This is a genomic window from Halorientalis pallida, from assembly GCF_049605515.1.
Lineage (GTDB): Archaea > Halobacteriota > Halobacteria > Halobacteriales > Haloarculaceae > Halorientalis > Halorientalis pallida_A.
On sequence record NZ_CP187158.1, the window covers coordinates 805,102 to 828,027 of the forward strand.

The 22,926-nt window shown below is 66.1% G+C and carries 26 protein-coding genes; 11 read left to right on the forward strand and 15 right to left on the reverse strand.

The annotated features are described in order from the left end of the window. Window positions 1-19 precede the first annotated feature (19 nt). On the forward strand, window positions 20-175 hold the full coding sequence (locus ACOZ4N_RS05765) for a DUF7576 family protein (protein ID WP_424018976.1): 156 nt from the start codon (window positions 20-22) through the stop codon (window positions 173-175). A gap of 9 nt (window positions 176-184) precedes the next feature. On the opposite strand, the gene ACOZ4N_RS05770 is transcribed toward ACOZ4N_RS05765, so the two are convergent. The 8 genes from ACOZ4N_RS05770 to ACOZ4N_RS05805 all read right to left on the reverse strand — a co-directional run bounded on the left by ACOZ4N_RS05770 (window position 185) and on the right by ACOZ4N_RS05805 (window position 9,455). Beyond that, window positions 185-1,165, reverse strand: a complete 981-nt coding sequence (locus ACOZ4N_RS05770) for an isocitrate/isopropylmalate dehydrogenase family protein (protein WP_424018977.1) — start codon at window positions 1,163-1,165, stop codon at window positions 185-187. Window positions 1,166-1,302: 137 nt separating this feature from the next. Continuing rightward, window positions 1,303-2,052 carry a hypothetical protein gene (locus ACOZ4N_RS05775; protein WP_424018978.1) on the reverse strand — a complete coding sequence of 250 codons (750 nt, stop codon included), beginning with the start codon at window positions 2,050-2,052 and terminating at the stop codon, window positions 1,303-1,305. A 146-nt stretch (window positions 2,053-2,198) separates the two neighbouring features. Beyond that, on the reverse strand, window positions 2,199-2,933 hold the full coding sequence (gene leuD / locus ACOZ4N_RS05780; protein ID WP_424018979.1) for a 3-isopropylmalate dehydratase small subunit: 735 nt from the start codon (window positions 2,931-2,933) through the stop codon (window positions 2,199-2,201). Beyond that, the gene (gene leuC / locus ACOZ4N_RS05785) at window positions 2,930-4,351 is read right to left on the reverse strand and encodes a 3-isopropylmalate dehydratase large subunit (protein WP_424018980.1); all 1,422 of its coding nucleotides are present in this window, start codon (window positions 4,349-4,351) and stop codon (window positions 2,930-2,932) included. Before leuC ends, leuD begins: the two co-directional genes overlap by 4 nt. A 109-nt stretch (window positions 4,352-4,460) precedes the next feature. Beyond that, window positions 4,461-5,462 (reverse strand): ketol-acid reductoisomerase, encoded by a 1,002-nt coding sequence (gene ilvC / locus ACOZ4N_RS05790; protein ID WP_424018981.1) that lies wholly within the window; start codon window positions 5,460-5,462, stop codon window positions 4,461-4,463. Then, the gene (gene ilvN, locus ACOZ4N_RS05795) at window positions 5,455-6,102 is read right to left on the reverse strand and encodes an acetolactate synthase small subunit (protein WP_424018982.1); all 648 of its coding nucleotides are present in this window, start codon (window positions 6,100-6,102) and stop codon (window positions 5,455-5,457) included. Before ilvN ends, ilvC begins: the two co-directional genes overlap by 8 nt. A 2-nt stretch (window positions 6,103-6,104) precedes the next feature. Continuing rightward, a complete protein-coding gene (ilvB, locus tag ACOZ4N_RS05800) occupies window positions 6,105-7,898 on the reverse strand; it encodes a biosynthetic-type acetolactate synthase large subunit (protein ID WP_424018983.1) in 1,794 nt (597 codons plus the stop codon). A 282-nt stretch (window positions 7,899-8,180) separates the two neighbouring features. Then, the gene (locus tag ACOZ4N_RS05805) at window positions 8,181-9,455 is read right to left on the reverse strand and encodes a LeuA family protein (RefSeq protein WP_424018984.1); all 1,275 of its coding nucleotides are present in this window, start codon (window positions 9,453-9,455) and stop codon (window positions 8,181-8,183) included. Window positions 9,456-9,548: 93 nt separating this feature from the next. On the opposite strand from ACOZ4N_RS05805, the gene ACOZ4N_RS05810 reads away from it, so the two are divergent. The 3 genes from ACOZ4N_RS05810 (at window position 9,549) to ACOZ4N_RS05820 (ending at window position 11,863) form a co-directional block, all read left to right on the forward strand. After that, window positions 9,549-10,211: a hypothetical protein gene (locus tag ACOZ4N_RS05810; protein WP_424018985.1), complete on the forward strand. Its 663-nt coding sequence runs from the start codon at window positions 9,549-9,551 to the stop codon at window positions 10,209-10,211. A gap of 57 nt (window positions 10,212-10,268) precedes the next feature. Next, window positions 10,269-10,559, forward strand: a complete 291-nt coding sequence (locus ACOZ4N_RS05815; RefSeq protein WP_424018986.1) for a DUF5779 family protein — start codon at window positions 10,269-10,271, stop codon at window positions 10,557-10,559. Window positions 10,560-10,849: 290 nt separating this feature from the next. Next, a complete protein-coding gene (locus ACOZ4N_RS05820; protein WP_424018987.1) occupies window positions 10,850-11,863 on the forward strand; it encodes a lysostaphin resistance A-like protein in 1,014 nt (337 codons plus the stop codon). 99 nt (window positions 11,864-11,962) lie between these two features. Here the strand turns inward: ACOZ4N_RS05820 and ACOZ4N_RS05825 are convergent, their stop codons facing one another. The 3 genes from ACOZ4N_RS05825 to ACOZ4N_RS05835 all read right to left on the reverse strand — a co-directional run bounded on the left by ACOZ4N_RS05825 (window position 11,963) and on the right by ACOZ4N_RS05835 (window position 13,411). Beyond that, window positions 11,963-12,280 (reverse strand): DUF7521 family protein, encoded by a 318-nt coding sequence (locus ACOZ4N_RS05825; RefSeq protein WP_424018988.1) that lies wholly within the window; start codon window positions 12,278-12,280, stop codon window positions 11,963-11,965. A 1-nt stretch (window position 12,281) separates the two neighbouring features. Next, a complete protein-coding gene (locus ACOZ4N_RS05830; protein ID WP_424018989.1) occupies window positions 12,282-12,623 on the reverse strand; it encodes an ArsR/SmtB family transcription factor in 342 nt (113 codons plus the stop codon). Between the two features lie 101 nt (window positions 12,624-12,724). After that, complete coding sequence (locus tag ACOZ4N_RS05835) at window positions 12,725-13,411, reverse strand: VOC family protein (RefSeq protein WP_424018990.1); 687 nt, start codon at window positions 13,409-13,411, stop codon at window positions 12,725-12,727. Between the two features lie 155 nt (window positions 13,412-13,566). Between ACOZ4N_RS05835 and ACOZ4N_RS05840 the strand changes: the two genes are divergently transcribed. Continuing rightward, window positions 13,567-14,247: a hypothetical protein gene (locus ACOZ4N_RS05840; RefSeq protein WP_424018991.1), complete on the forward strand. Its 681-nt coding sequence runs from the start codon at window positions 13,567-13,569 to the stop codon at window positions 14,245-14,247. A gap of 1 nt (window position 14,248) precedes the next feature. Here the strand turns inward: ACOZ4N_RS05840 and ACOZ4N_RS05845 are convergent, their stop codons facing one another. Continuing rightward, entirely contained in the window at window positions 14,249-14,542 is a 294-nt protein-coding gene (locus ACOZ4N_RS05845; RefSeq protein WP_424018992.1) for a PadR family transcriptional regulator, read from the reverse strand. 163 nt (window positions 14,543-14,705) lie between these two features. Here ACOZ4N_RS05845 and ACOZ4N_RS05850 point away from each other — a divergent pair, with 163 nt between their 5' ends. Then, the gene (locus ACOZ4N_RS05850; protein ID WP_424018993.1) at window positions 14,706-15,116 is read left to right on the forward strand and encodes a hypothetical protein; all 411 of its coding nucleotides are present in this window, start codon (window positions 14,706-14,708) and stop codon (window positions 15,114-15,116) included. On the opposite strand, the gene ACOZ4N_RS05855 is transcribed toward ACOZ4N_RS05850, so the two are convergent. Beyond that, window positions 15,113-15,322, reverse strand: a complete 210-nt coding sequence (locus ACOZ4N_RS05855; RefSeq protein ID WP_424018994.1) for a ribbon-helix-helix domain-containing protein — start codon at window positions 15,320-15,322, stop codon at window positions 15,113-15,115. The genes ACOZ4N_RS05850 and ACOZ4N_RS05855 overlap by 4 nt on opposite strands. 121 nt (window positions 15,323-15,443) lie before the next feature. On the opposite strand from ACOZ4N_RS05855, the gene ACOZ4N_RS05860 reads away from it, so the two are divergent. After that, the gene (locus ACOZ4N_RS05860; protein ID WP_424018995.1) at window positions 15,444-15,770 is read left to right on the forward strand and encodes a hypothetical protein; all 327 of its coding nucleotides are present in this window, start codon (window positions 15,444-15,446) and stop codon (window positions 15,768-15,770) included. Here ACOZ4N_RS05860 and aglJ read toward each other — a convergent pair. Further along, the gene (aglJ, locus tag ACOZ4N_RS05865; protein WP_424018996.1) at window positions 15,767-16,810 is read right to left on the reverse strand and encodes an S-layer glycoprotein N-glycosyltransferase AglJ; all 1,044 of its coding nucleotides are present in this window, start codon (window positions 16,808-16,810) and stop codon (window positions 15,767-15,769) included. The two genes, ACOZ4N_RS05860 and aglJ, sit on opposite strands and share 4 nt — an antisense overlap. A gap of 278 nt (window positions 16,811-17,088) precedes the next feature. On the opposite strand from aglJ, the gene ACOZ4N_RS05870 reads away from it, so the two are divergent. The 4 genes from ACOZ4N_RS05870 (at window position 17,089) to ACOZ4N_RS05885 (ending at window position 21,544) form a co-directional block, all read left to right on the forward strand. Next, on the forward strand, window positions 17,089-17,937 hold the full coding sequence (locus ACOZ4N_RS05870) for a TrmB family transcriptional regulator (RefSeq protein ID WP_424018997.1): 849 nt from the start codon (window positions 17,089-17,091) through the stop codon (window positions 17,935-17,937). A gap of 48 nt (window positions 17,938-17,985) precedes the next feature. Beyond that, a complete protein-coding gene (locus ACOZ4N_RS05875) occupies window positions 17,986-19,092 on the forward strand; it encodes a glycosyltransferase family 4 protein (RefSeq protein WP_424018998.1) in 1,107 nt (368 codons plus the stop codon). After that, the gene (locus ACOZ4N_RS05880; RefSeq protein ID WP_424018999.1) at window positions 19,089-20,618 is read left to right on the forward strand and encodes an oligosaccharide flippase family protein; all 1,530 of its coding nucleotides are present in this window, start codon (window positions 19,089-19,091) and stop codon (window positions 20,616-20,618) included. Before ACOZ4N_RS05875 ends, ACOZ4N_RS05880 begins: the two co-directional genes overlap by 4 nt. A 65-nt stretch (window positions 20,619-20,683) precedes the next feature. Further along, a complete protein-coding gene (locus ACOZ4N_RS05885) occupies window positions 20,684-21,544 on the forward strand; it encodes a hypothetical protein (RefSeq protein WP_424019000.1) in 861 nt (286 codons plus the stop codon). Here the strand turns inward: ACOZ4N_RS05885 and ACOZ4N_RS05890 are convergent. Next, a complete protein-coding gene (locus ACOZ4N_RS05890; RefSeq protein WP_424019001.1) occupies window positions 21,541-22,896 on the reverse strand; it encodes a sulfatase-like hydrolase/transferase in 1,356 nt (451 codons plus the stop codon). The two genes, ACOZ4N_RS05885 and ACOZ4N_RS05890, sit on opposite strands and share 4 nt — an antisense overlap. Between the last annotated feature and the right edge of the window lie 30 nt (window positions 22,897-22,926).

The following is a 22,926-nucleotide window of genomic DNA, read 5'->3' on the forward strand; positions in this document are numbered from 1 at the left end:
GCCCCGGAGACCATCGAACATGAACGCAGCACCCACGACGACGGTCTGTGAACACTGTGGCACCGGCATCGACACGAACGAATGGTATCCCGTCGAGACGGCGACGGCGGGTGACGGGACCCTCCGCTTTCACTCGTTTTGCTCCGACCGCTGTCGGTCCGCCTGGGAACGGTGACTGGACCGCCTACAGCGCGTCGAGGACTGCCTCGGTCACGTCCGTGGTCGTCGCGTCCCCGCCGAGATCCGGCGTCCGCGGCCCGTCCTCCAGCACGGCCGTAACTGCATCCCGGACCTGCGTCGCCTCCTCGCCGTAGCCCAGGTGATCGAGCATCATCGCCGCGCTCAGGATCATCGCCGCCGGGTTCGCGATGCCCTCACCGGCGATGTCCGGTGCCGACCCGTGGACCGGCTCGAACAGCGCGTTGTCCGGTCCGATGTTCGCACTCGGGAGCAGACCGAGCCCACCGACGAGTCCCGCCGCCAGATCGGAGAGCATGTCGCCCGCGAGGTTCGGACAGATCACGACCCCGTAGTCCTCGGGGTGCATGATGAGGTGCATCGCCAGCGCGTCCATCAGCGCGTCGTCGTACTCGTAGCCGCTCTCCGCTGCGACCGCCTCGCAGGCCTCCAGGAACCGCCCGTCGGTCTTTCGCATGACGTTTGCCTTGTGCGCCACCGTCACGTCGTCGAATCCGTTCTCCTCGGCGTACTCGAAGCCGTACTCGGCGATCCGCCGGGAGGCCGACTCGGTGATCAGTCGGGTGAGCGTCGTCACGTCGTCGGTCAGGTCGTCCTCGATGCCGGCGTAGACCCCCTCGGTGTTCTCCCGGACGAACACGAGATCGGTCTCGGGTTTGACCGCGTCCACGCCCGGGTACGCGCGGGCCGGGCGGACGTTGGCGAACGAGTCGACGGCCTCCCGGAGCGGGAGGATCACGTCGGCCGCGGTCTCGCCCGCCGCGCCGAACAGCGTCGCGTCGGCCTCGGCCGCGAGGTCGTAGGTCTCCTGTGGGAGCGCCTCGCCGCGTTCCTCTTTCACGTAGTCGCCCGCCTCACCGTCGACGAACTCGAAGCCGAGATCGAGTGCTTCGAGGACCTCGATGGCCGCAGGGACGACTTCGCCGCCGATACCGTCGCCGGGGATGACCGCGATCCGGTGTGTCATTACCACGTCAGGCGAGTGCCCGAGCGAATAGGCTTGCGGTTTCCCGGAACATCGAGCGGGCGGCCGGGGACTCTCCCGGAACGGGTTCCAGCAGGGGTGCCGTGTCGTGACGCCACGAGTTCCGTCCGTTCGACACGCTACTCCGGGGTCGTGTAACTCCCCAACACCCTCGGTCTCCCGCCGGACTCCCACACAATTTTGACTTCCTGTCCGTTCCACTCCCCGCCCGGCGGCTGGACGCGAACGCTGTCTCCGGCAGTGTAAGTTTCGCCGGCCTCGAACACACCGTCGACACGGTCGCCGTCGATCTGGGCGACCGCCCCATCGCCGGATACCGCCTCCCCGCCGCTGTGAGTGATGACGAGCGTTCCGTCCGCGCGCAGATCGAACGAAAACGAGACACTCGGAGCCGTCTGGGCGACGCTCGCACCGAAGATCGGCGGTTCGATACCCACGATTCTCCAGCCATCGTCGCCGGTCCGTAGTTCGACGGTCCCTTCCTTGTCCACCGTCCTGCCCCGTTCCTCGTCGGTCAGCTCGTACACGACGTGTACGGTCGCCCGCTCGTCGGTCTCCTCGCGGGTCTCTATCCCCTGTATCGAGAAGGTCACGTACCGTAACTCCTCCTGAACTGCCTCCCCGATCCCGTCGGTCGGGGCGTCCTCGTGGATGAGGCTGTTCACCCGCTCGATATCCTCGTCGTCGAGCGCGGTGAAGAACCGTTCGACGACGGCTTCCGGGTCGCCAGTATCGGCATCGGCTTCCGGAGTGTCGGTACTGCCCTCCGGATCAGTGACACAGCCCGCCAGAGCGACGGCGAGGCCGCCTGCGGCGAGCAATCTCCGACGGCAGAGCGCATTCGAAACGTCGTCTCCGTCCGGTATCATAGCGACCATATCCCGATACGTCGACAATAGATGTTGGGTCCACTCCGACGAGTGAACTCGACGCTGTGAGACGCGGATCGACGACAGTTGCTCGCATCCCGTCGAGACTGCGGAAAATTCGACGGGTTCAGCGGTCAGTCCGCCGACTACACGTAGGGCAGACTCTCGGCCGTCTCGGAGATGGCCTGCTGGTTGGCCTTCATCAGGGCTGTCGTGTCCCAGATGCCGTCCACGAGGGCCTTCCGCTGGCCCTCGTCGACGGTCACGTCGACGGTCTTGCCGTCGTAGGTAACGGTCTCTGCGGCCACGTCGATGTCGATTTCGGCGTCGGGGTTCTCGTCCACGAAGTCCTGCAGGTCCTCGATGGTCTCCTGATCGGCCGTGACCGTCGGCATCCCCAGCGCCAGGCAGTTCCCCGCGAAGATCTCGGCGAAGGACTCGCCGATGAACGCGTCGATACCCCAGCGCATCAGCGCCTGGGGCGCGTGTTCGCGGGACGAACCACAGCCGAAGTTCGCGTTGACGACCATGATATTGGCGTCCTGGAACCGGTCCTCGTTCATCGGGTGGTCCTTGGGCTCGTCCTCGTCGTCGAACCGCTGGTCGAAGAAGGAGAACTCCCCGAGGCCGTCGAAGGTGACGACCTTCATGAACCGCGCCGGGATGATCTGGTCGGTGTCGATGTCGTTCCCGCGGATCGGAATGCCCGAGCCCGTGACTTCCTTGACTTCGGGGATCTCGACTTCCTCACCGCCATCGGCTCGCGGTTCGCTTCGCTCTCCGCTCGCCCGTTCGGAGGACTCACTGTCTCGCGGCTTCGCCGCTCGACCATCCGAGGACTCCCCGCGGTCGTCCTCGCGCCGTTCGTCCTCCCGACTCATACACTGACCACCTCCTCCAGGTCGCGCACGTCTGTGACTTCCCCGTTGATCGCCGCCGCGGCGACCATCTGGGGGTTCATCAGGACCGTCCGGCCGTCCTTGCTCCCCTGCCGGCCGATGAAGTTGCGGTTCGACGAGGAGGCACAGGCCTCGTCGCCCTCCAGCTGGTCCTCGTTCATCCCGAGACACATCGAACAGCCGGCGTTACGCCAGTCGAACCCGGCCTCGGTGAAGATGTCCTTCAGGCCTTCCTCCTCGGCGGCCTTCTGGACGCGCTGACTGCCGGGGACGACGAACGCGCGCACGTCGTCGGGGACCTGGCGGCCCTCGACGATCTTCGCCGCGCGGCGCAGGTCGGGCAGGCGGGCGTTCGTACACGACCCCAGGAAGGCCACGTCGATCTCGTAGCCCTCCATGGTGTCGCCGGGCTCGACGCGCATGTGCTCCTGGGCGCGTCGGGCGGTGTCCTGTTTCTCCGGCGGCAGGTCCTCGGGGGCCGGGATGGGGTCGGTGATGCCGACGCCCTGTCCGGGCGTGGTCCCCCAGGTGACGACGGGTTCCAGTTCGTCGGCGTCGATGTGGACCACGTCGTCGTACTCGGCGTCCTCGTCGCTGCGGATGGACTCCCAGTACGGCTTGAGTTCCTCGAACTTCTCGGGGTGTTCCTGGAAGTAGTCCGTCTGTTCCAGCCACTCGTAGGTGGTCTCGTCGGGGTTGACGTAGCCCGCGCGAGCGCCGCCCTCGATGGACATGTTACAGATGGACATCCGGCCTTCCATGCCGAGGTCCTCGATGGCCTCGCCGGCGTACTCGTAGACGTAGCCGACGCCGCCCTCCGTGCCCAGACGGCGGATGATCTCCAGGATTATGTCCTTGGCCTCGACGCCGTCGCCGAGTTCGCCGTCGACCTGGATCTTCCGGACCTTCTGCTTCTCCATCGCGATGGTCTGGGTCGCCAGCACGTCGCGGATCTGGCTGGTCCCGATGCCGAAGGCCAGCGCGCCGAACGCACCGTGGGTCGAGGTGTGACTGTCGCCACAGACGATGGTCTTGCCGGGCTGGGTCAGCCCCTGTTCCGGACCGATGACGTGGACGATGCCCTGCTCGCCCGTCTCGGGCGAGAGGAACTCGATGCCCGCGTCCCGGACGTTCTCCTCCAGTTCCGACATCATCTCCTCGGCCGCGTCGTCGCTGTAGGGCCGGGACTGGTCCGCGGTCGGGACGATGTGGTCGACCGTCGCCAGGGTCAGGTCGGGCCGGGCGACCTCCAGGTCGCGCTCCTGGAGCATCCCGAACGCCTGCGGGCTCGTGACCTCGTGGATGAGGTGCAGGCCCACGAACAGCTGGTCCTGCCCGTTGGGCAGCGTCGTCACCTTGTGCCGGTCCCAGACTTTGTCGTACAGAGTTCCTTCGCTCATACTGTCTCAGCTCGTCCTTCGGTGCCACGCTCGAAGGCACGTTCGGCGCCTTCGCCGTGTGGCGGTGTGTGGTCCACGTCGCGCATCGTCTGTCGGTCGGATTCCTCGGTCATTCTTGCTCCTCGCCCCAGGCAAAGAGGTCGCGCAGACGTGCGCCGACCTCCTCGATCTGGTGGTCCTGTTCGGCCTGTCGGTACTGCTTGTAGGCCGGCCGGTTGGCCTGATTCTCGTTGATCCACTCGCGGGCGAACTCGCCGTTCTGGACGCCTTCGAGGATCTCCTCCATGCCCTCGCGGTCGATGACTTCCTCACCGCGCGTGAGGCCGCCGTACTCGGCGGTGTCGGAGACGGAGTTCCACATCTCCATGTGGCCGCCCTCGTACATGAGATCGACGATGAGTTTGAGTTCGTTCAGACACTCGAAGTAGGCCATCTCCGGGGAGTAGCCCGCGTCGACGAGCGTCTCGAAGCCGGCCTTCACGAGGTCGGTCACGCCGCCACAGAGGACGGCCTGCTCGCCGAACAGGTCGGTCTCGGTCTCCTCGCGGAATGTGGTCTGGATCGTGCCGGCGCGCGTACAGCCGATGGCCTTCGCGTAGGCGAGTCCTTCTTCCTTGGCCTCGCCGGTCGCGTCCTGGTAGATCGCCAGCAGGCCGGGCGTCCCCTCGCCTTTCTCGTAGTTGCGGCGCACGAGGTGGCCGGGGGACTTGGGCGCGACCATGGTCACGTCCACGTCTTCCGGCGGTTCGATCTGGCCGTAGTGGATGTTGAACCCGTGGGCGAACTGGAGCGTGTCGCCGGCGTCGAGTTCGTCGCGGATCTGCTCGTAGACCGCGGGCTGGACGGTGTCGGGAACGAGCATCTTCACGATGTCACCCCGCGAGGCCGCGTCGACCGGCGTCGTGACCTCCAGTCCTTCCTCGCTGGCGGCCTCGCGCGAGGACGACCCTTTCCGGAGGCCGACGACCACGTCGACGCCGCTGTCCTGCAGGTTCAGCGCGTGGGCGTGGCCCTGACTCCCGTAGCCCAGCACGGCCACGGTCTTGTCTTCGATGTGCGACACGTCTGCGTCGTCGTCGTAGTAGATCTCGTTGGTAAATTCGTCAGTCATCGTCGGCTGGCACCTCTGTGTCCGCAGTCAGTTTCACTTCGTCTTCGATTTCCGCTGTCTGCTGTTCGCCCCGGGCCAGCGCCGCGTAGCCGGTCCGGACTATCTCCCGGATGCCGAACTGCTTGTACGCGTCGATGGCGTCGTCGATCTTCTGCTCGTTGCCGGTGATCTCGACGGTGATCGTTCGGGGCCCCGCGTCGAGGGTCTCGCCGCCGTACATCTCGGTGATGGCGTGGACCTTGTCCGGTTCCTCGCCGTTGACCTTCACGATCACCAGTTCGCGCTGGACCGAATCGTCGGCCAGCTCCCGCACCGAGACCACGGGGATCAGCTTCCGCAGTTGCTTTTTGGCCTGCTCGATCCCCGGCCGCGTCTCCTCGATGACGATTGTCATCCGGGCACGGGACTCGTCGACGGTCGTACCAACCGTGAGACTCTCGATGTTGAACTGCCGGCGGCTGAACAGGCCGGAGACCTCCGCGAGGACGCCCGGCTCGTGTTCGACCAGCGCCGACAGCACCGCGCGACGCGGTTCGTGTTTCGCCTCCGCTTCGGGATCGATGCGAATACCGTCCTCGTTACGCCGGCCCTCGGGTCGCATCCGCTCGCCCGGGCCCGGCCCTGGAAGTTTCCCTGTCATCGTTAGATCTCGTCCAGATGGTCTTCCGACAGCGCGAACAGGCTGTTGTCACCGCCGCTGGGTACCATCGGGTACACGTTCTCCTCGGGGTCGATGATCGCGTCGACGACCGCCGGCCCGTCGTAGGCAAGCGCCTTCTCGATGACCTCGTCGACCTCGTCGTAGTCCTCCAGCCGGAAGCCGCGCGCGCCGTAAGCCTCCGCGAGCTTGTCGAATTCGGGCACCCACGGGTACTCCGAGGCCATCCGGCGGCCCTCGTAGAAGCCGTCCTGCCACTGGCGGACCATCCCGACCGCTTCGTTGTTCAGGACGACGATGGTGATGTCGAGGTTCTCCCGCACCGCCACGGAGAGTTCCTGACTCGTCATCAGGAAGGAACCGTCGCCCTCGAAGGCGATGACCTCCTTGTCGGGTTTGGCCAGTTTCGCGCCGATGGCCGCGGGGAAGCCGTAGCCCATCGTCCCCAGGCCGTGGGAGGTGACCCACGTCCGGGGCTCCGTCCAGGTCCAGTACTGCCAGGCCCACATCTGGTGTTGCCCGACACCGGCCGTGACGATGGTGTCGTCGGGCATGGCCTCGTCGAACTGCTCGACGATGTACTGGGGCTTGAGCGGACGGTCTTCCGGCATCTCGTAGTCCAGCGGGTACTCGTCCTTCCAGGTCTGGCACTGCTCGCGCCACGCGTCTGCCTCGGGCGAGTCCGTCATGGCGTCGCCCAGCTGGTCGAGCACCGCCTTGGCGTCGCCCAGCAGGGGATAGTCGGCCTCGACGTTCTTGCTGATCTCGGCCGGATCGATGTCGACGTGGACGATGTCGGCGTCCGGTGCGAACGTCTTCACGTCGCCGGTCAGCCGGTCGTCGAACCGCGTCCCGATGGCGAGCATGCAGTCGGTCAGCGTGATCGCCATGTTGGCGTAGCCGGTGCCGTGCATGCCGGCGATGCCCATCGAGAGTTCGTGAGTCTGATCGAAGGCACCGGTGCCCGGCATCGTCGTCATGACGGGAATCTCGTGTTCCTTGGCGAACGCCCGCAGTTCGTCGCTGGCGTTTGCCTTGATCACGCCACCGCCCGCCAGGATGATCGGCTGTTCGGCGTCGGAGATCACGTCGGCCGCCTCGGAGACGGCGTCTTCGTCGGCCTTCTCCGGCGGGTTGTACGTGTCCGGCGTCTCCGGCTTGCCCGGTTCCACGTCGGTCTCGGGCTGGGTCACGTCCTTGGGCAGGTCGACCAGCGTCGGCCCCTGGCGGCCCTCGTCGGCCAGCGCGAAGGCCGTACTCACGTCGTCGCCTACCTCGTCGGGCGAGGCCGCGAAGTGGTTGTACTTGGTTATCGGCTGCGTGACGCCGATGGTGTCGGTCTCCTGGAAGGCGTCGTTGCCCACCAGATCGGTCGGTACCTGCCCCGTCAGCGCGATCAGCGGGTCCGAGTCCATGCTGGCGTCGGCGATGCCGGTCACCAGATTGGTCGCACCCGGGCCCGAGGTCGCCATACAGACGCCGGGGTCGCCGGTGACGATCCCGTATGCGTCGGCGGCGTGGACCGCGCCCTGTTCGTGGGCCATCGTGACGTGGGTCATGTCCGACTCGCTGTACAGCGCGTCGTAGACGGGCATGATCGCCCCGCCCTGCACGCCGAACAGGTAGTCGACGCCGGCCGATTTCAGGGCCGCGACGACCGCGTCCGCGCCGGTCTCGATGGGTTCGACGTGGCTCTCGCCCTCGGGTTCGTCCGGTCTGTCGTCCGTCGCTTCCGTTTCGACTTCGTCCGCGTGTGGTGTCTGTGCGCTATCGCTCATGTGGGTTCCTCCGTCCGTTGTGTGCGTGGTCGTTGCATGTGTCGCCTCCCGGTCGCTACCGACTGTGCTGCAGAATTCGGGGTGAGAACGTGTGTAGGGGCTATAGGGCCCCTACGATACCCGCGAGAATCACGAGCGCGCCGCTGGGGTCGGGGGCGCTCCCGGGTCCAGCACGCGCGGTCATCGTATGCCGAGTAGGCCCGTCCAGTGACATAATTCTTCCGAGTCGTGACGCCCTTTACCAGCCGCTGACGGGCGCGAACACCGCGAGGGGAGGCCATGTTAGACCCGGACCTCCTCCTCGGTGACGCCGACTTCACGGGCGAACTTCTCCAGCACGTCCATCGTGACCCGCTTTTTCTCGGCGCCGTAGTCTTTGACGCGACGAGTGACCTCACGGACTTCCTCCTCCGTGGGGTCGAACCCGGCGTCGACCAGCCGCTCCCGGACGGAGTGCTGGCCGGTGTGTTTCCCGAGGACGAGCTCGCGCTCGGCCCCGACCATCTCCGGCGTCATCACACCCGGCTCGAACGTGTCCGAGTTCTCGATGACGCCCGCGGCGTGGATGCCGCTCTCGTGGGAGAAGGCGTTCTCGCCGACCACCGGCTTGTTCGCCGGCACCGGAATCGACGACCGGTCCTCGACGAGCCGCGACAGCTCGGTGATGCGAGTCGTGTCGATGTGGGTCTCCACGTCGTACAGCGATTCGAGGGCCATCACGACCTCCTCGTAGGCCGCGTTGCCCGCCCGCTCACCGATGCCGTTGACCGACACCTGCGACTGGCTCGCGCCAGCTTCGAAGCCGGACAGGGCGTTCGCCGCTGCCAGCCCGAAGTCGTCGTGTGTGTGAACGTCCACGCGCGCGTCGATGGCGTCGACTACCTTCTCGACCATGTCGTAGAACCGTCGGGGCGTGGCGACGCCGCAGGTGTCCGGAATGTTCACCCAGTCGGCGCCGGCAGCGTCGGCGGCCTGTACGACCTCGATCAGGAAGTCTTCGTCCGTTCGCGTGGCGTCCATCGGCGAGAACATGCACTCGACGCCGGCCTCCGTGACACGCTCGACGCTCTCGACGGCGGCCTGTTTGGCCTCCTCGCGAGTGGCGTGCATGGAGTCTTGCAGCTGAACGTCGCTGGTTGACACGAACACGTGTACCAGGTCGACGCCGCTGTCGAGTGCAGCCTCGACGTCCTCGTCGACCACGCGCGCTAACCCACAGATTTCACTGTTCTGTGCGGATTCGGCGATGTCGCGGACGGCCTCGAACTCCGCGTCCGAGTTGACCGGGAACCCCGCCTCGATGACGTGGGTGCCCATGTCGTCCAGTACAGCCGCTATCTCACGTTTGTCGTCGTACGAGAACGACGTGCGTGGCGACTGCTCACCGTCGCGCAGCGTGGTGTCGAAAATGCGTGCTTCTGTTATCTCAGAAGTGGAATCCAGTGTGCCCTGGAAGAACTCGATCCGCCGGGGATCCCGACGTGCCCTCTGTATCGTTGGACATTGTAGCACTTGTTCCAAAACCGCGTATCGTATATAAAACTGTCCGTGCGACATCCAGTGTGGGTTTAATTAGCACGGGCGTGTTCGACCGGGCCAGCCAGTCAGCCCGCGTCAACGTTTTTGATACTCGAACCGTGACGACCGGACATGTCCCCGCAATCGCGACCCATCGCCCTCCTCAAGCGATACTCGCTCGCGCTCGAACTGGCCGGCACCGCCACGGCACTCCTGCTCGTCTGGTATTTCACCGACATTTCAGCGGGCGGCCTCGGTGGCGCGGCTGTCGGAATCACCGCGGCGACGGTCTGGCCCCACGTCCGGCGGCGCTACGGGATCAACCGGGGCTGGGGCAAGCTACCGCTCGGCCTCGCACTGATCGGACTGGGCGCGTACGCCCTCGCGTTCACCGGTGGCAACGACGTTCTCAAAGTGGCGTTCCTCGTCGTCGGCGCGTGGTTGGCACTCGACGGCGTCTACGACCTCAAGTCCGGTGCCGGCCGGACCGACCCCGGCGCACCCGACGCCATGGACCGGTTCGGTGACGCGTCCATCGTCGGCCAGTCCCTCGACGAACGGCCGAAATCCGTCGCGGAACTGGACGACGCCCTCGACCTCTCCCGGTCACGGATCGAGGACGCACTCGACACGCTCCTGGATCTGGACGTGATCGAACGCGACGGTGAGCGCTACACGTCGCGGCTGGACGACCGGAGCCTCACCGACACACTCCGGACCGAACGGCGGCGGGCGCGTGAGCGGATCGACGGCCTCCCCCAGCGCATCCTTCGGCCGTTCCGGCTGTTCACCTGAGGCCGAGTCGTCAGACGTTGCGAGGGGTTTTTGCCGGCCCGGTGCGAGGGAGCCGGTATGAGCGATTTCGACCTCGACCTGCAGGCGGTCGAGGACCAGATGGACGACGACGAGCGCGAGGGGAGCCGGATCGTGCTCGGCATCCTCGACGGTTCGACGCCGGACGAGGAGTGGATCGCGGAGGTCGACGGCGGTGCCGTACTCGTGCTGGACGTGGAGGGGAACGTGAACGAACTCGCCTCGGGGTTCGCCCGCGACGTGACGGAGATGGGCGGCGAGTTGATGCGGTTCCGGGACTTCCTGCTCGTGACGCCGCCGGGCGTCGTCATCGACACCGAGCGACTGTAACGGGTCGGGACAGGTCTCCCTCTCGTGGCCCGCCGGGAACACCGGATCGTGGGACCGTCACCTCTCGGCGGACCGTTCGGTACGTGATGCACGGCGACGGAACAGCCACGACGCCGACACGAAGTGGACGAGCCGTCCAACGCGGCCGCTGGCACGAATCTGCTCGGGCAGTGACCCGACGGACGCTGTTCAGGCCCAGATACGGTGGTCGCTATCGGTTGTGCCCGGCTTCAGCGGCTGAAGCCGGGCGGCCAATATCGTATGTGTAGGGCACCGTCCCCCGAATGGAGATGTCGAATGAGAGTTCCCCCGCTGACGCGACGGACGACACCGCACGTTCGGCCCTCGACTCGGCCGACAGAGGCGACAGTCCCGTCCGGCGAGCGGGGCAGGCACTGCTCGCACCGTTTTACAATCGAAGACAGGGACGGATCAGAGCGTTCTGGCGTGTCTTGGTACCGCTTCTCGCCTTTCTGGCTGGCTCCCAGATACTCGCGGCCGTGATCGCTCCCCGGTTCGGGATGACCGCCGGGAGCCTGCTGATTTACTCGCTCCGGGCCGCCCTCGCCGTCGGCCTGCTGATCGTCTGGGCGCGATACGTCGACCGCCGCACCGTGTCTGCGTACGGTATCCACTTCGCCTCCGACAGTCTCCAGCATCTCCTCGCCGGACTGGTGATCGGTATCGGGATTCACGCCCTGGCGCTCGCCGTCTTCCTCGCTGGCGGGTGGGTTACGGTGACCGGTTTCGTCCACGTCGGGGCCGCCACGCGTCCGTTCACACTGGTCGTCCTCGGATGGACTGTCGCGTGGGTCTGTGTCGCTATCTCCGAAGAACTGCTGTTCCGTGGCCTGTTCATCCCCAACGCCGCCGAGGGGCTCGGTCGCCTTTCGAACCGGGCCGCCCTGATCGGTGCCTGGGCCGTCTCGTCGGCGGTGTTCGCGGTGGTACACTTCAGTCAGGTCACCTCGCCGGTGGCCTTTCTGTTCTGGAGCCTGATCGGGGGCGGATTACTCGGAACCGCGTACGTCGTCACCGGTGACCTGGCGTTACCGCTCGGGCTCCACATCGCGTACAACCTCGCCGGCAACACCCTGTTCGGGCTCACGATGGTCGAGAGCGAGCGGGTCCCGAGCGTTCTCGACCTCACGTTTACCGGTCCGAACGCAGTCGTCGGGATTCCCGGGGCGGTCAACGCGGCGACCGTCGTCGTCGGCATGGCCGCCACGCTGGCCTGGGCCCGATACCGCTGTGGCGGGCTCGGTCTCCGGACCGACCTGGCAACCTGGGAGTCACGGGACTGACTGGCGTCCCCCCACGGATTCGCCGTCCCAGCGCGTCTGACGCGGCACTTGCGTCGATCCGGACACTCGCAGGCCGTCGCCGATCGCCGGTGGACTGGTTCAGTCCCGGCGCGGCGTCCACAGTCCGTACAGAATCAGGCCCAGGCCGGCGATCTCGACGAACTGGTTCGCGCTGTTGACGATCGGTGCGGGAACGTCCAGGAGGACGTACAGTCCGACCGCCAGAACGCCCGGTACGAACAGCACCAGAACGAACCCGATGGCGACGAACAACATGGGACGGCTCTGGTTCTCGCGGTACGCGGTGTAGGCGATGTAGCTGATCGCCATCCCGAACAGAATGACGATCGCTTCGCTGGCCTGACGGACGACGCGGAGCGTTTCGAGGTCGATCGACTGGAGCAGTATGTCGAGCATATCAGGGTCCCTCTACGAACTGCATGAAGCGGTCACGCATCCGATCACGGCGCGAAATCGTTATCTCGAACCCGTCCTCGTCGAGATCGAGTTCGATACCCTCGAGCCGTGTCCGGTACAGTTTGTAGTTTTTGCCGTCGGTGACCGGCTGGATGTCTTCGGTAACCAGATCGTACTCGCGAAGTCGTTCGAGGCGGCGATAGACCGTCGGCTCCGAGACGCCCGCGCGGTCGCTGAGTTCGGACGCGGAGCGAGGCTCCTTTTTGGCCTCCACGAGGATGGTGCGCACGCACTCGTCACCGAGCAGATCCGCGAGCCCCTCGGGGTCTCGCACGTCGGACACGATATGTGATCCATCTCCTATCTCGCTGATATGCGTTGTGTCGACCTCGTGGTTGTGGCTGGCTTCAGCCGGTGAAGCCACACGGAACCGCTTTCACGGACTCAGACGAGCGTCAGCCGGTGCCCGTCGGGATCTTCGAGGCGGATACCCTCGCCCAGTTCGGTCACCGACCGTGCACGCTCACGCACGGCTTCGACTGCTTCCTCGCGATCCTCTACTCCCAGCCCCACGTCCACGTGGACGCCGCCGCGCCCGTCCGCGAGACCGAGCTGTGGTTCCCAGAGTTCGAAGTCGAACGACCCCGCCGTCAGCCGAACTCGCTTGCGGTCGTCGCCCCGCCCCATCAACTCCATCCCGAGGTCCCGATAGAAGGACTCGGCCCGGTCGAGGTCTGCGACCTCGAACACGACCTCGAAGATACCCGTGATGCCGTCGGTCGCGGCTCCCTCGCCACGCTGGCCGACCTCGACGCAGTTCCCGTCCACGTCGTAGAAGTACAGCGACTTGGCGTCCCCGAACTGGTGTTCCACGAGGTCGAAGGATTCGGAGAGACGGTCCCACCAGCCGTCGTACGCCGCCGACGGCGTCGAGAACGCGTAGTGGGTGTGGACGCCGCCCCGCGGAACGTCGGTCGGGCGGCGCAGGATCAGGTCCGTCTCGCCCGCTGCCAGGGCCACTTCTGCGTCCCGTTCGCGTCGTACGTTCAGATCGAGAAACGACTCGTAGAACGACTGGGCCCGGTCGAGGTACTTGGCCTCCAGCGCGAGCCAGCGCAACTCCGTGAGCATACTCGCATTTGGTCCCGTCCGGCCTTAACGGTGGGCGACGGGGAATGCCGTGCCGACTCCCGGCCGGGATTCGGAGTTTACACTGGTAGCCAACGGCCGAGGGATCGTTGCCAGTTTACGATTATTTTTGAGTCGTGGCCCCGTACGACGGGTATATGCCGATGAAAGGCTCGGGGCCGGCGACGGAGTATCGCGAGATCGACCGCCGCGAACACGGCGTCGGGTGGATGGCCTATCCCAACGAGCGAATGCAGCGGGCGAGCCACGCCTTCGAGGTCGACGGGGACGTGTACGTCGTCGATCCGGTCGACGTGGACGGACTCGACGACCTGCTCGCGGATCTGGGCGAGGTCGCGGGCGTCCTGATCCTGCTGGACCGACACAAACGGGATTCGGCCGAAGTCGCCAACAGACACGACGTACCGGTGTACGTGCCCGACTGGATGGATGGTGTCGCCGGCGAACTCGACGCGCCGGTCGAACGTGTCCACGTCGAACTCGAAGACACGGGGGTCGGAGTTCACAAACTCATCGACAACCGATTCTGGCAGGAGGCCGCCGTCTCCATCGAGGACCACGACGAGTTGCTCGTCCCGGAATCGGTCGGGACGGCGAGTTACTTCCTGTCGTCCTCGGAACGCCTGGGCGTTCACCCGGCGCTCCGGCTCAAACCACCGACGAAGCTCAAGCGCTTCTCGCCCGGGACGGTGCTGGTCGGACACGGGACCGGGATTCACGAGGACGCGGCCGAGGCGCTCCACGACGCGGTGTCGGGATCGCGCTCCCGGACGCCCGCGCTCTACGCGAAGATCGGCAAGGAGTTCGTCTTCGGCTGACTCACGCTGTCACGACCTCCAGGTCGTCGAGGTAGGAGTCCTCCCACTCCCGGCGTTCCGAGAGGGTCTCCGTGCCGGCATCGGTCAACTCGTAGGAGTTGGTCCGGCGGTCGATCTGCCCTTTTTCGACGTAGCCGCGCTCGACCAGATCGTCGAGGTTCGGGTAGAGCCGCCCGTGGTTGACCTCACCTTCGTAGTACTCCTCCAGTTCGGACTTGATCGCCAACCCGTAAGCCTCGTCGAGTCCGGCAAGGACGTACAGCACGTCGCGCTGGAACGCGGTCAGGTCGTGCATCGTTCGTTATGTGTTATGTTTTGACAGGGAAAAACGTGTTGGCAGGGAGACACCACCTTCCAGTCGATTGGTAGCGTGTTCCGTGTCGCCGTCGGGTCGTCGGCCGGCGGTTGCGGAACCGAGATGGCGATGCAATTAAATCGCCGTGCCACGAACTGCCATCGTGGTCTACATCACTCGGGGGTTGGCCGAGACACTGCTCAGGCTGGGAGAGGACCGTGATCCGGACTCGACCACGATCCGGCTCTCGGTGTCACCGGCGAGCGACCTCGACGACGCCGACCTGCCCCCGGAGACCCCGGTGTTCACGCACTTCTACATGCCCGAAGCCGGGGGGTCCGTCGGTGCAGTGTTCGGCATCGACCTCGGAACGCCCCCGGGACAGACGCAGGGGCTGTTCGTCTCCCATCCCGTCGGCGACCTGTCGATCTCCGAGCGGGACGACCTCGCCGAAGTGGTCTTCGTGGCTGTACCGCCGTACGAGGAGGAGTCACTGGCGGCGTTCGACCGGAGCGGCCGCCGGAAGGAGTTGGAGATCGTCGACGCCGAACCGCCCGAGGAACGGGTCGCCTAGTCCAGATAACCTAGATCTTGCAGCTGTTCGGTGATCTCCTGGAACTCCGACTCGGTGAGTTCGCCGCGTCTCTCGTGTTGAATGACGATACTCCGGAGCAGGAACCGCACCAGGTCGCTCGTACTCGAAAAGCTGGTGCCCTCGATGGTCTCCTCGACGCTGTCGGCCAGGTCCTGGGGGATCGAGACGGTGGTGTAGTCTGTCATGTGGACGTGCAGGTCGACCGTTCGGATATGGATTGTGTTGTCCGGAGCCGATCTGTCAACGGTCCGGTTCGTGTCGGAGCGAGGGATAGGGTTTTCGGGGCTGGAAGCGAAAGTGAGGACGATGGGAGTTCGGCCACCACAACAGGACGACGACGAACCGGATGCCATCGAGTTCGGCATCGCGGCGCTGGACGCCCGGCTCTCGGAGGCAGGGGTGGCGTTCCCGGCGGACAAAGACAGCATCGTCGCCGCACTCGGCGACCGCAAGATTCCCTACAACGCGACCGGGAACAAGGTCACCGTCGCGGAGGCCATCGACCGCTCGGGCAAGGAGTACTTCGAGACCGAGCAGGAACTGCTGAACGCGCTCCATCCCGTGTTCGAGGAGATGCGCGAATCGGCCTCCTCGAGTGTCCTGATGCAGTTGCGGGCGCTCGTCCCCTTCTAATCGCGGTCGCCGGCGGACGCGAGTTCCTCGGCCTCCGGGTCGCCGTCCGCGTCGGCCGCCCCGCTGGCCGGTGCCCGTGCGGCGGGGTTCTCGGCCACCGTGTCGCGTCGCTCACCGCCCAGTTGCTCGGCCAGTTCTTCGAGCCGGCGGGTCTGCTCGCGGTTCAGCGCCACGATCATGTCCGAGAGGACGCCGAAGATCAGGAGCTGAATCCCGACGAGGATGGAGAACACGCTGACGATGGCGATGACCTCGTGTGACGTGCGGGGCGGAACGAACCAGTCGTAGGCGACGTACCCGCCGAGGACGAACCCGACGAGCGAACTGAGCGCGCCGACGCTCCCGAAGTAAAAGAGCGGGTTGTTCGTCTTCGCCATCTGGTACAGCGTCAGGATGATCGTCGCGCCGTCCCGGAACGGGTGGAGGTTCGTCTCGGACTCGTCGGGTCGGGCCTCGTACCGGATCGGGACCACCTCCGTCCGGACGCCGTGTTTGACACACTCGACGGCCATCTCGGTCTCGATCCCGAAGCCCGATTCCGTCAGGGTGAGTCGCTCGGCCGACTCGCGGGTGAAGGCGCGATAGCCGCTCAGGATGTCTTCGAGGTTCCGGCCGTGAATCCAGCGGAACGCCCGGTTGATGATCCGGTTGCCCGTCCTGTTGAGCCGGGACATCGCGCCCGACTCCATGTCGGCGAACCGGTCGCCGATGACGTGTTCGGCCCGCCCGGAAAACAGCGGTTCCAGCATCGCCTCGGCGTCCTCGACGCGGTACGTGGCGTCGCCGTCCAGCATCAGGACGTACGGCGCCTCGATGTGGCGGAGCGCCTCGCGGACTGCCTGCCCCTTCCCCGTCCCCGACTGGACGATGACTCGGGCCCCGTGGTCGCGGGCGATCTCGCGCGTCCCGTCGGTGGAGTCGCCGTCGATCACGAGGATGTTCTCGAAGCCGTGCTCGGAGAAGGATTCGAGGACCGTGCCGATAGTCTCGGCCTCGTTGAGCGTCGGCACCAGCACACAGACCTCCGAGCGGTCGGGCATCGTCGCTCTATCGTTACGGTGGGCGCAAAAAGGTACGGTTCCCGACTCCCGAACCGACCCGTGGCGGCGCGGTCCTCACTCCTCGTCGCGGTGTTCGCTCATGTGTTCCCACATTTCGGTACACCCGCACCCGTCGCTCACGTCGTCCAGATGCTCGTCCGCGTCCTGTTGTGCAAGGTCGTCCGACATGGTTACTCAGTCTGTGAGTAACTGGTTCGTGGACGAGCGATAAATACCTTTCGGCGAGTTTACAAGGCCGGCCGGCCACAGGCCGAGGTATGACCGACGAAGCGGTCGGCCTGCTGGATCGGCTCGGCCTGACCGAGTACGAGGCGACGGCGTTGCAGGAGTTGCTGACGCTGGGCCGGACGACGGCTCCGAACCTGGCACAGGCGACGGGCATCCCGAAGGCCCGCATCTACGGCGTGCTGGACTCGCTGTCGGATCGCGGGTTCATCAAGATCATCCCCGGTCGGCCCAAGGAGTACCAGCCCAAATCGCCCGACGCGATCCTGGATCGGGCCAAAGAGAACCGCCGCCAGGAGTTCGAGGGGTTCGTCCAGGAACTCGAGGCCGTACGTGAGGAGTTCCTCGCGGAGTTCCAGCCCCGCTTCGAGCGCGCCAGCGAAGACATCACGCCGACCGAAGAACTGTTCCACGTCGTCGACGTGGGCCAGCCCAGCGAGCGCGAGACCCGCCAGCTCTACCACGAGGCCGACGAACGGGTCCGGATCATCACCAAGAGCTTCGAGTACTTCGACTCGGTTCGGCCGGCCTTCGAGGACGCCATCGACCGCGGGATCGACGTGGACGCGCTCTTTCTCCACCCGGACCTGCTGGAAGCCGAGAACCGGCCGATCCAGGCCGAGATCGTCGCGGAGATCAGGGCGACCTACCCCTCCGTCGACCTGCGGTTCAGCAGCGAACAGCTCCCCTGGCGCGGGACCGTCGCCGATCCCAGCATGGACTACGAGACCGGACGCGCGATCATCCTCGTCGAGGAGAAAGACGTGCCCCTCCACATGCGCCAGGCCGCACTGACCGACAACGGGTCGTTCGTCGCCGGCCTCCAGCGGTACTTCGACCTCGTCTGGGAACACGAGAGCGTCGCCGAGTACCCGGACTGACCGGCGCGGACCGCGGGATATATTAGCTGCCCCTCCACGTCTCGGAACATGCGCGTCCTCTATCTCACAGAAGAGGCCATCTCCTTTTCAGACGCGATGGTCCGAGGGGGCGCGATTCACGTCCGGAACGTCGTCACCGGCCTGCGTGACCGGGGCCACGACGTGACACTGGTCGACTGGAACGACGCGCCGGAACGCCCGTTCCAGCTCTCGGTGTCGCCTCGGACCCGATTCGTCGACGGACCGCTCCGGACGCTCGGCCACGCCGTCCGGGTCGGCGACCGACGGAACGTGGACGTGATCGTCTCGAAGACGCGCAAGACCTACCTCCCCGGGCTGTTCGCCGCCCGCCGGCTGGGCGTCCCCCACGTCGTCCACGTCGGGTCGAGTCTCGACCCGCCGGTCGAGGGCCTGACGGGACGCCTCGACCTGGCGTCGTTCGGCGCGCGGCTCCGCGCCCCGCACGACGGCTACTTCGTCGTCTGTGCGCATATCGGCGACCAGTTGCGGGAGCGTGGTGTCGCTCCCGACCGGATCTTCGACGTTCGCAACGCCGTCGACGTGGACCGGTTCCACCCGGACCGGGTGCCGACGCCGCTGGCCGACCGGTTCCGGGACCCGCTCCCGTCGGATGACGGACTCGTGGTCGGTTACGTCGGCGGCCTCCAGCCCTACAAGGGCCTCGACGACCTGGCGGACGCGCTGGACCGGACGGAACGGGACTGGCACCTGCTGGTCGCCGGCGACGGGCCGGAACGCGACCGGCTCGACGCACGGGTCGGCGAGCAGGCGACCTTCCTCGGCTCCGTCCCGTACGAACAGATCCCGGCGCTGTACCACGAGTTCGACGCGTTCGCGCTCCCCTCTCACACCGAGGGACTGCCCCGCGTCGTCCTCGAAGCGCAGGCGACGGCCACGCCGGTCGTCGCCACCCGCGTCGGCGGTGTCCCGGAAGTGATCGAGGACGGCGAGACGGGTCTGCTCTGTGACCCCCACGACCCGAAGGGACTGGCGGACGCGCTGGACCGACTGGCGGCGGACGCGGGGGAGCGGGACCGTCTGGAGCGGCAGGGCCGGGCGGCCGTCGAGACCGAGTTCTCGTGGCCGGCGCTGTACGAGCGGTACGAGCGGTACCTGCGGCAGGTGATCGAATGACGGACATCGACCAGGCGATCCGCGACGTGGTCAAGGGGGCGAGCGTCGTCACCATCGGGCTGTTCCTGGAGTTGCTCATCGCGTTCGTCGCGCAGGTCGTCGCCGCGCGCTACCTCTCGGCCGCCGACTTCGGTGGCCTGACTGCGGGCACGGCACTGCTGGATATCGGGGCCATCGTCGCCGGCCTGGGCCTGGCGTCGGGACTGACGCGGTACCTTCCGCGGGTCGAAACGGGCGAGAAGCGCATGCTCGCACTGGTGACCGTCGGCCTGTCGCTGGTGACCTCGACGGCGCTGGGTGTCGCCGTCGCGACGAACGCCGGCTTCATCGCCAGCGAAGTGTTCGGAAACCCAAACGTCACGGTCAGTATTCGGGTGTTCGGTGCCGCGATCCCGTTCGCGACGCTGTTGAACGTCGCGGTCGGCGGCATCCGCGGTCAGGAGCGGTCGACATACTGGGTGCTGGTCAAGAACATCGTCCACCCCATCGTCCGCATCGGCCTCGTCGTCACCGCCGTCCTCTACGGTGCCGACCAGGCCGGACTGGCCGGGGCCTACGCCGTCCCCTACGTCGTCAGCGCGACTATCGGACTCGTCCTGTTACACCGGACGCTCCCGCGTACCCGCACCGACTTCGACCGCGACCGGATCGAGGAACTGACCCGCTACTCCCTGCCGTTCACCGTGACCGGTGTGTCGAGTTTCGTCTACCGGAGCATCGACATCTTCCTCGTCCTGTACTTCATCGGTGACGCGGCGACCGGCGTCTACGGCGTCGCCTACGCGGCCGTGAGCTTCATGGGCATGTTCTCGACGGCGGTGAACTTTCTCGGCTCGCCCATCGCGAGCCGGCTGGAGAGCGACGGTGCCGTCGAGGACGTGATGGCGATGTTCCGGGCGGTCGTGCGGTGGTTGCTCGTCGCCAGCGTGTGTGCCCTGGTGCCCCTGGGCGTGTTCGCGACCGACTTCATCGACGTCATCTACGGTTCGAAGTACGCCGCGGGCGGGACGGTGCTGACGATTCTCGCCGTCGGATTCGCCGTGAAGAACGTCCTGAGCATCCACAATTCGATCCTGGAGGCGGTCGGCCGCTCGAAGGTACTCTCGGTCAACAGTGCCATCGCGGCCGTCACGAACCTCGGCCTCAACCTCGTCCTCATCCCGCGCATGGGCATCGTCGGCGCAGCCGTCGCGACGACCGCCTCCTTCCTCCTCCGGGACGGGCTGGCCGCGATCCAGGTCTACCTCGCGCTGGACGAGACGCCGCTGTCCTGGCGCGCCACCCGGTCGGTCACCCTCGCCGTCCCCTTCCTGGCAGTCGTCTGGACGGTCGTCGCGCCGGCGACGCCCGGAACCTTCCTCTGGCTCGTCGGGATCACGGGCGTGACTGCCACCGCCTACGTCGTCGCGGTGTTGCTGGTCTTCGGGCTCTCGGAGACGGACGTGATGATCATCCGCTCGGCCGAGGAACAGTACGGGCTCCCGCTGGGCCGGGTCGACGGGCTCATCCGCTGGCTCGCGAACTGACGGACCAGTCGGGACCGTTCGGGAAACCAACACACCTAAATCGGCCGCTCTGACACCTACGCATGATGGGTCTCGATCCGCGACACGCCCTCTCCGAGGTGCGCAAGAACTTCACCTCGCTCAACTGGTGGCGAAACCGGGTGTTCGTCCCGTTCGTCTTCGGCACGGCGACCAGGCTCTATCCGGGGTATCCCGGGTACGGCGAAGCCGTCCGCGTCATGGACGAGGACTGGGATACGATGATCGTCCTCGACGCCTGTCGGGCGGACTACTTCGAGCGGACCGTCGACCTCGACCGCTTCGACGAGTACCAGTCACGCGTCAGCCTCGGGAGCCACTCCAGCGAGTGGACCCGCCGGAACTTCCAGGGGGGTTCGTTCGGGGACACGGTGTACGTCTCGGCCAATCCGCACACCGCACTCGAAGCCGGCGACGCCTTCCACCACGTGGTCGAACTCTGGGAGACGGACTTCGACGACGACGCGGGCGTCGTCCGCCCCGAAGTCGTCCGCGACGCCGCCATCGAAGCCCACGAGGAGTTCCCCGACAAGCGGCTGATCGTCCACTTCATGCAACCGCACGGGCCGTTCATCGGGGCCGAGAAGCAAGGCGACTACGCGGACGACGGCGAGTACTGGCAGGCCTACACCGAGAACCTCGAATACGTCCTCCCGTACGCCGACGATATCGTGGAAAAGGTCCCCGGCAGGACCGTTATCACGGCCGATCACGGGCAGGCCCACGCCACCGGACTCGCCCACAAACTGGGCCTGGGCGGCCACAAGCCGCGGCTCCGGCTCCCGGGGCTCGTCGAAATACCGTGGGCAGTTCTCGACGGCGAGCGCCGCGAGATTCGCGCGGGCGAGACCAGCGAAGCGAGCGGCGAGCAGGTACAGGACCGGCTCGAGGATCTGGGCTACCTCTAGTCGACGTAGCCGAGGTCTTTCAGTCGCTGTTTCGTCTCGGGACTCTCGTCGATGTCGGGTAGCTCGGTGTTCGTCGCGGCCGCTTCTTCCAGATACTCCTCCAGTCGCTCGCGGAATCGCGACACTTCCTCCGGCCGGTCGTCGCTCACGTCCCGACGCTCCTCGGGGTCGCTCTCCAGATCGTAGAGTTCGACCCGCTCGTCCGCGCGATGCCAGAGGAACTTCCACGACGGCGTCCGGACGGCCAGCCGGTCCCCCTGTGAGGAGGTTCCGATGAGGGTCCGATCTTCCGAAGACTCGCCGCTGAGGTACGGATCGAGACTCTCGCCCTGCACGGCCTCCGGAACATCGGTGCCGACGAGATCACACACCGTCGGGCCGATGTCGATCAGCGAGACCTGTTCCTCGACGGTCCGGCCCGCCCGGCCCGGCACGTCGACGACCAGCGGAACGTGCATCAGCTCGTCGTACATGTACTCGTGGTGGCCGTACCGGTCGTGTTCGCCGAACGCCTCCCCGTGGTCGGCGGTCACGACGATAGCCGTGTTCTCCCGTTCGTCCAGCGCCTCCAGCCTGTCGACCAGCCGACCGAGGTGGTGGTCCATGTACCGGATCTCGCCGTCGTAGAGGTCGAGCAGGGTCCCGCGGTCGGCCTCGGAGAGTTGCTCGGGGTTCTCCTGCATCTTGCCGTTGAGATCGGCGGTCCGGCGGGTCGACGGTGGCTCCGCCCCGATCTCCGAGACGAACTCGTCCGGCGGCGTGAACGGGTAGTGGACGTCCATGTAGTGGAGCCACATGAAATACGGCGTCTCGCCGTCCCAGGTGTCGTCGAGCCAGTCGATGGCCCGGTCGGTGATCTCGGGCGCTTTCACGTAAGCCGAACTGTCCGTCTTCATCGTGAAGTAGTGCCAGACGCGACGGAGGAGGCGATAGAGGCGAGAGTCGGGGTCGAGGTTCGCGTCGACGAAGTTCTTGATCGTCCGTGCGTCGTCGTCCTCCTCGGCACCGTCGTTGAAGTTCTGGAAGCCGCTGTTGTAGTTCTGTTGTGGTCCGAGATGCGGATTCGAGTGGTAGCCCACGGTGGAGAGGCCGGCGTCGGCCAGCGTCTCCGAGAGGAACGGTCGGCGGTCGTCGAGATAGTCGTAGCCGCCGTACATCAGCGGGTAGGTACTCGTCAGGATCGACGGAAAACTCGTCGGCGTGTTCGGGCCGTTCGAGAACGCGTTCGTGAACGACGTGCCTGACTCCGCGAGACGCGAGATCGTCGGTGCCGGATCGACCCCCCTGTCGCCCAGTACCCGGTCGTAGCGGAGACTATCGATAGTGACGAGAAGCACGTTGTCGACAGTCATCGTGGGTTGACTTCTATTCGACGCCGTGAT

What these genes read in the sequence shown, in the direction of transcription:
- ACOZ4N_RS05805 (WP_424018984.1), bottom strand. Translation starts at nt 9,455, where the DNA reads ATGTCGCACGGACAGTTTTATATACGATACGCGGTTTTGGAACAAGTG.
- ACOZ4N_RS05840 (WP_424018991.1), top strand. Translation starts at nt 13,567, where the DNA reads ATGCCGATGAAAGGCTCGGGGCCGGCGACGGAGTATCGCGAGATCGAC.
- ACOZ4N_RS05770 (WP_424018977.1), bottom strand. Translation starts at nt 1,165, where the DNA reads ATGACACACCGGATCGCGGTCATCCCCGGCGACGGTATCGGCGGCGAA.
- ACOZ4N_RS05885 (WP_424019000.1), top strand. Translation starts at nt 20,684, where the DNA reads ATGGGTCTCGATCCGCGACACGCCCTCTCCGAGGTGCGCAAGAACTTC.
- ACOZ4N_RS05845 (WP_424018992.1), bottom strand. Translation starts at nt 14,542, where the DNA reads ATGCACGACCTGACCGCGTTCCAGCGCGACGTGCTGTACGTCCTTGCC.
- ACOZ4N_RS05880 (WP_424018999.1), top strand. Translation starts at nt 19,089, where the DNA reads ATGACGGACATCGACCAGGCGATCCGCGACGTGGTCAAGGGGGCGAGC.
- ilvB (WP_424018983.1), bottom strand. Translation starts at nt 7,898, where the DNA reads ATGAGCGATAGCGCACAGACACCACACGCGGACGAAGTCGAAACGGAA.
- ACOZ4N_RS05860 (WP_424018995.1), top strand. Translation starts at nt 15,444, where the DNA reads ATGGGAGTTCGGCCACCACAACAGGACGACGACGAACCGGATGCCATC.
- leuD (WP_424018979.1), bottom strand. Translation starts at nt 2,933, where the DNA reads ATGAGTCGGGAGGACGAACGGCGCGAGGACGACCGCGGGGAGTCCTCG.
- aglJ (WP_424018996.1), bottom strand. Translation starts at nt 16,810, where the DNA reads ATGCCCGACCGCTCGGAGGTCTGTGTGCTGGTGCCGACGCTCAACGAG.
- ACOZ4N_RS05835 (WP_424018990.1), bottom strand. Translation starts at nt 13,411, where the DNA reads ATGCTCACGGAGTTGCGCTGGCTCGCGCTGGAGGCCAAGTACCTCGAC.
- ilvN (WP_424018982.1), bottom strand. Translation starts at nt 6,102, where the DNA reads ATGACAGGGAAACTTCCAGGGCCGGGCCCGGGCGAGCGGATGCGACCC.
- ACOZ4N_RS05875 (WP_424018998.1), top strand. Translation starts at nt 17,986, where the DNA reads ATGCGCGTCCTCTATCTCACAGAAGAGGCCATCTCCTTTTCAGACGCG.
- ACOZ4N_RS05810 (WP_424018985.1), top strand. Translation starts at nt 9,549, where the DNA reads ATGTCCCCGCAATCGCGACCCATCGCCCTCCTCAAGCGATACTCGCTC.
- ACOZ4N_RS05855 (WP_424018994.1), bottom strand. Translation starts at nt 15,322, where the DNA reads ATGACAGACTACACCACCGTCTCGATCCCCCAGGACCTGGCCGACAGC.
- ACOZ4N_RS05870 (WP_424018997.1), top strand. Translation starts at nt 17,089, where the DNA reads ATGACCGACGAAGCGGTCGGCCTGCTGGATCGGCTCGGCCTGACCGAG.
- ACOZ4N_RS05820 (WP_424018987.1), top strand. Translation starts at nt 10,850, where the DNA reads ATGTCGAATGAGAGTTCCCCCGCTGACGCGACGGACGACACCGCACGT.
- ACOZ4N_RS05765 (WP_424018976.1), top strand. Translation starts at nt 20, where the DNA reads ATGAACGCAGCACCCACGACGACGGTCTGTGAACACTGTGGCACCGGC.
- leuC (WP_424018980.1), bottom strand. Translation starts at nt 4,351, where the DNA reads ATGAGCGAAGGAACTCTGTACGACAAAGTCTGGGACCGGCACAAGGTG.
- ACOZ4N_RS05825 (WP_424018988.1), bottom strand. Translation starts at nt 12,280, where the DNA reads ATGCTCGACATACTGCTCCAGTCGATCGACCTCGAAACGCTCCGCGTC.
- ilvC (WP_424018981.1), bottom strand. Translation starts at nt 5,462, where the DNA reads ATGACTGACGAATTTACCAACGAGATCTACTACGACGACGACGCAGAC.
- ACOZ4N_RS05815 (WP_424018986.1), top strand. Translation starts at nt 10,269, where the DNA reads ATGAGCGATTTCGACCTCGACCTGCAGGCGGTCGAGGACCAGATGGAC.
- ACOZ4N_RS05775 (WP_424018978.1), bottom strand. Translation starts at nt 2,052, where the DNA reads ATGATACCGGACGGAGACGACGTTTCGAATGCGCTCTGCCGTCGGAGA.
- ACOZ4N_RS05890 (WP_424019001.1), bottom strand. Translation starts at nt 22,896, where the DNA reads ATGACTGTCGACAACGTGCTTCTCGTCACTATCGATAGTCTCCGCTAC.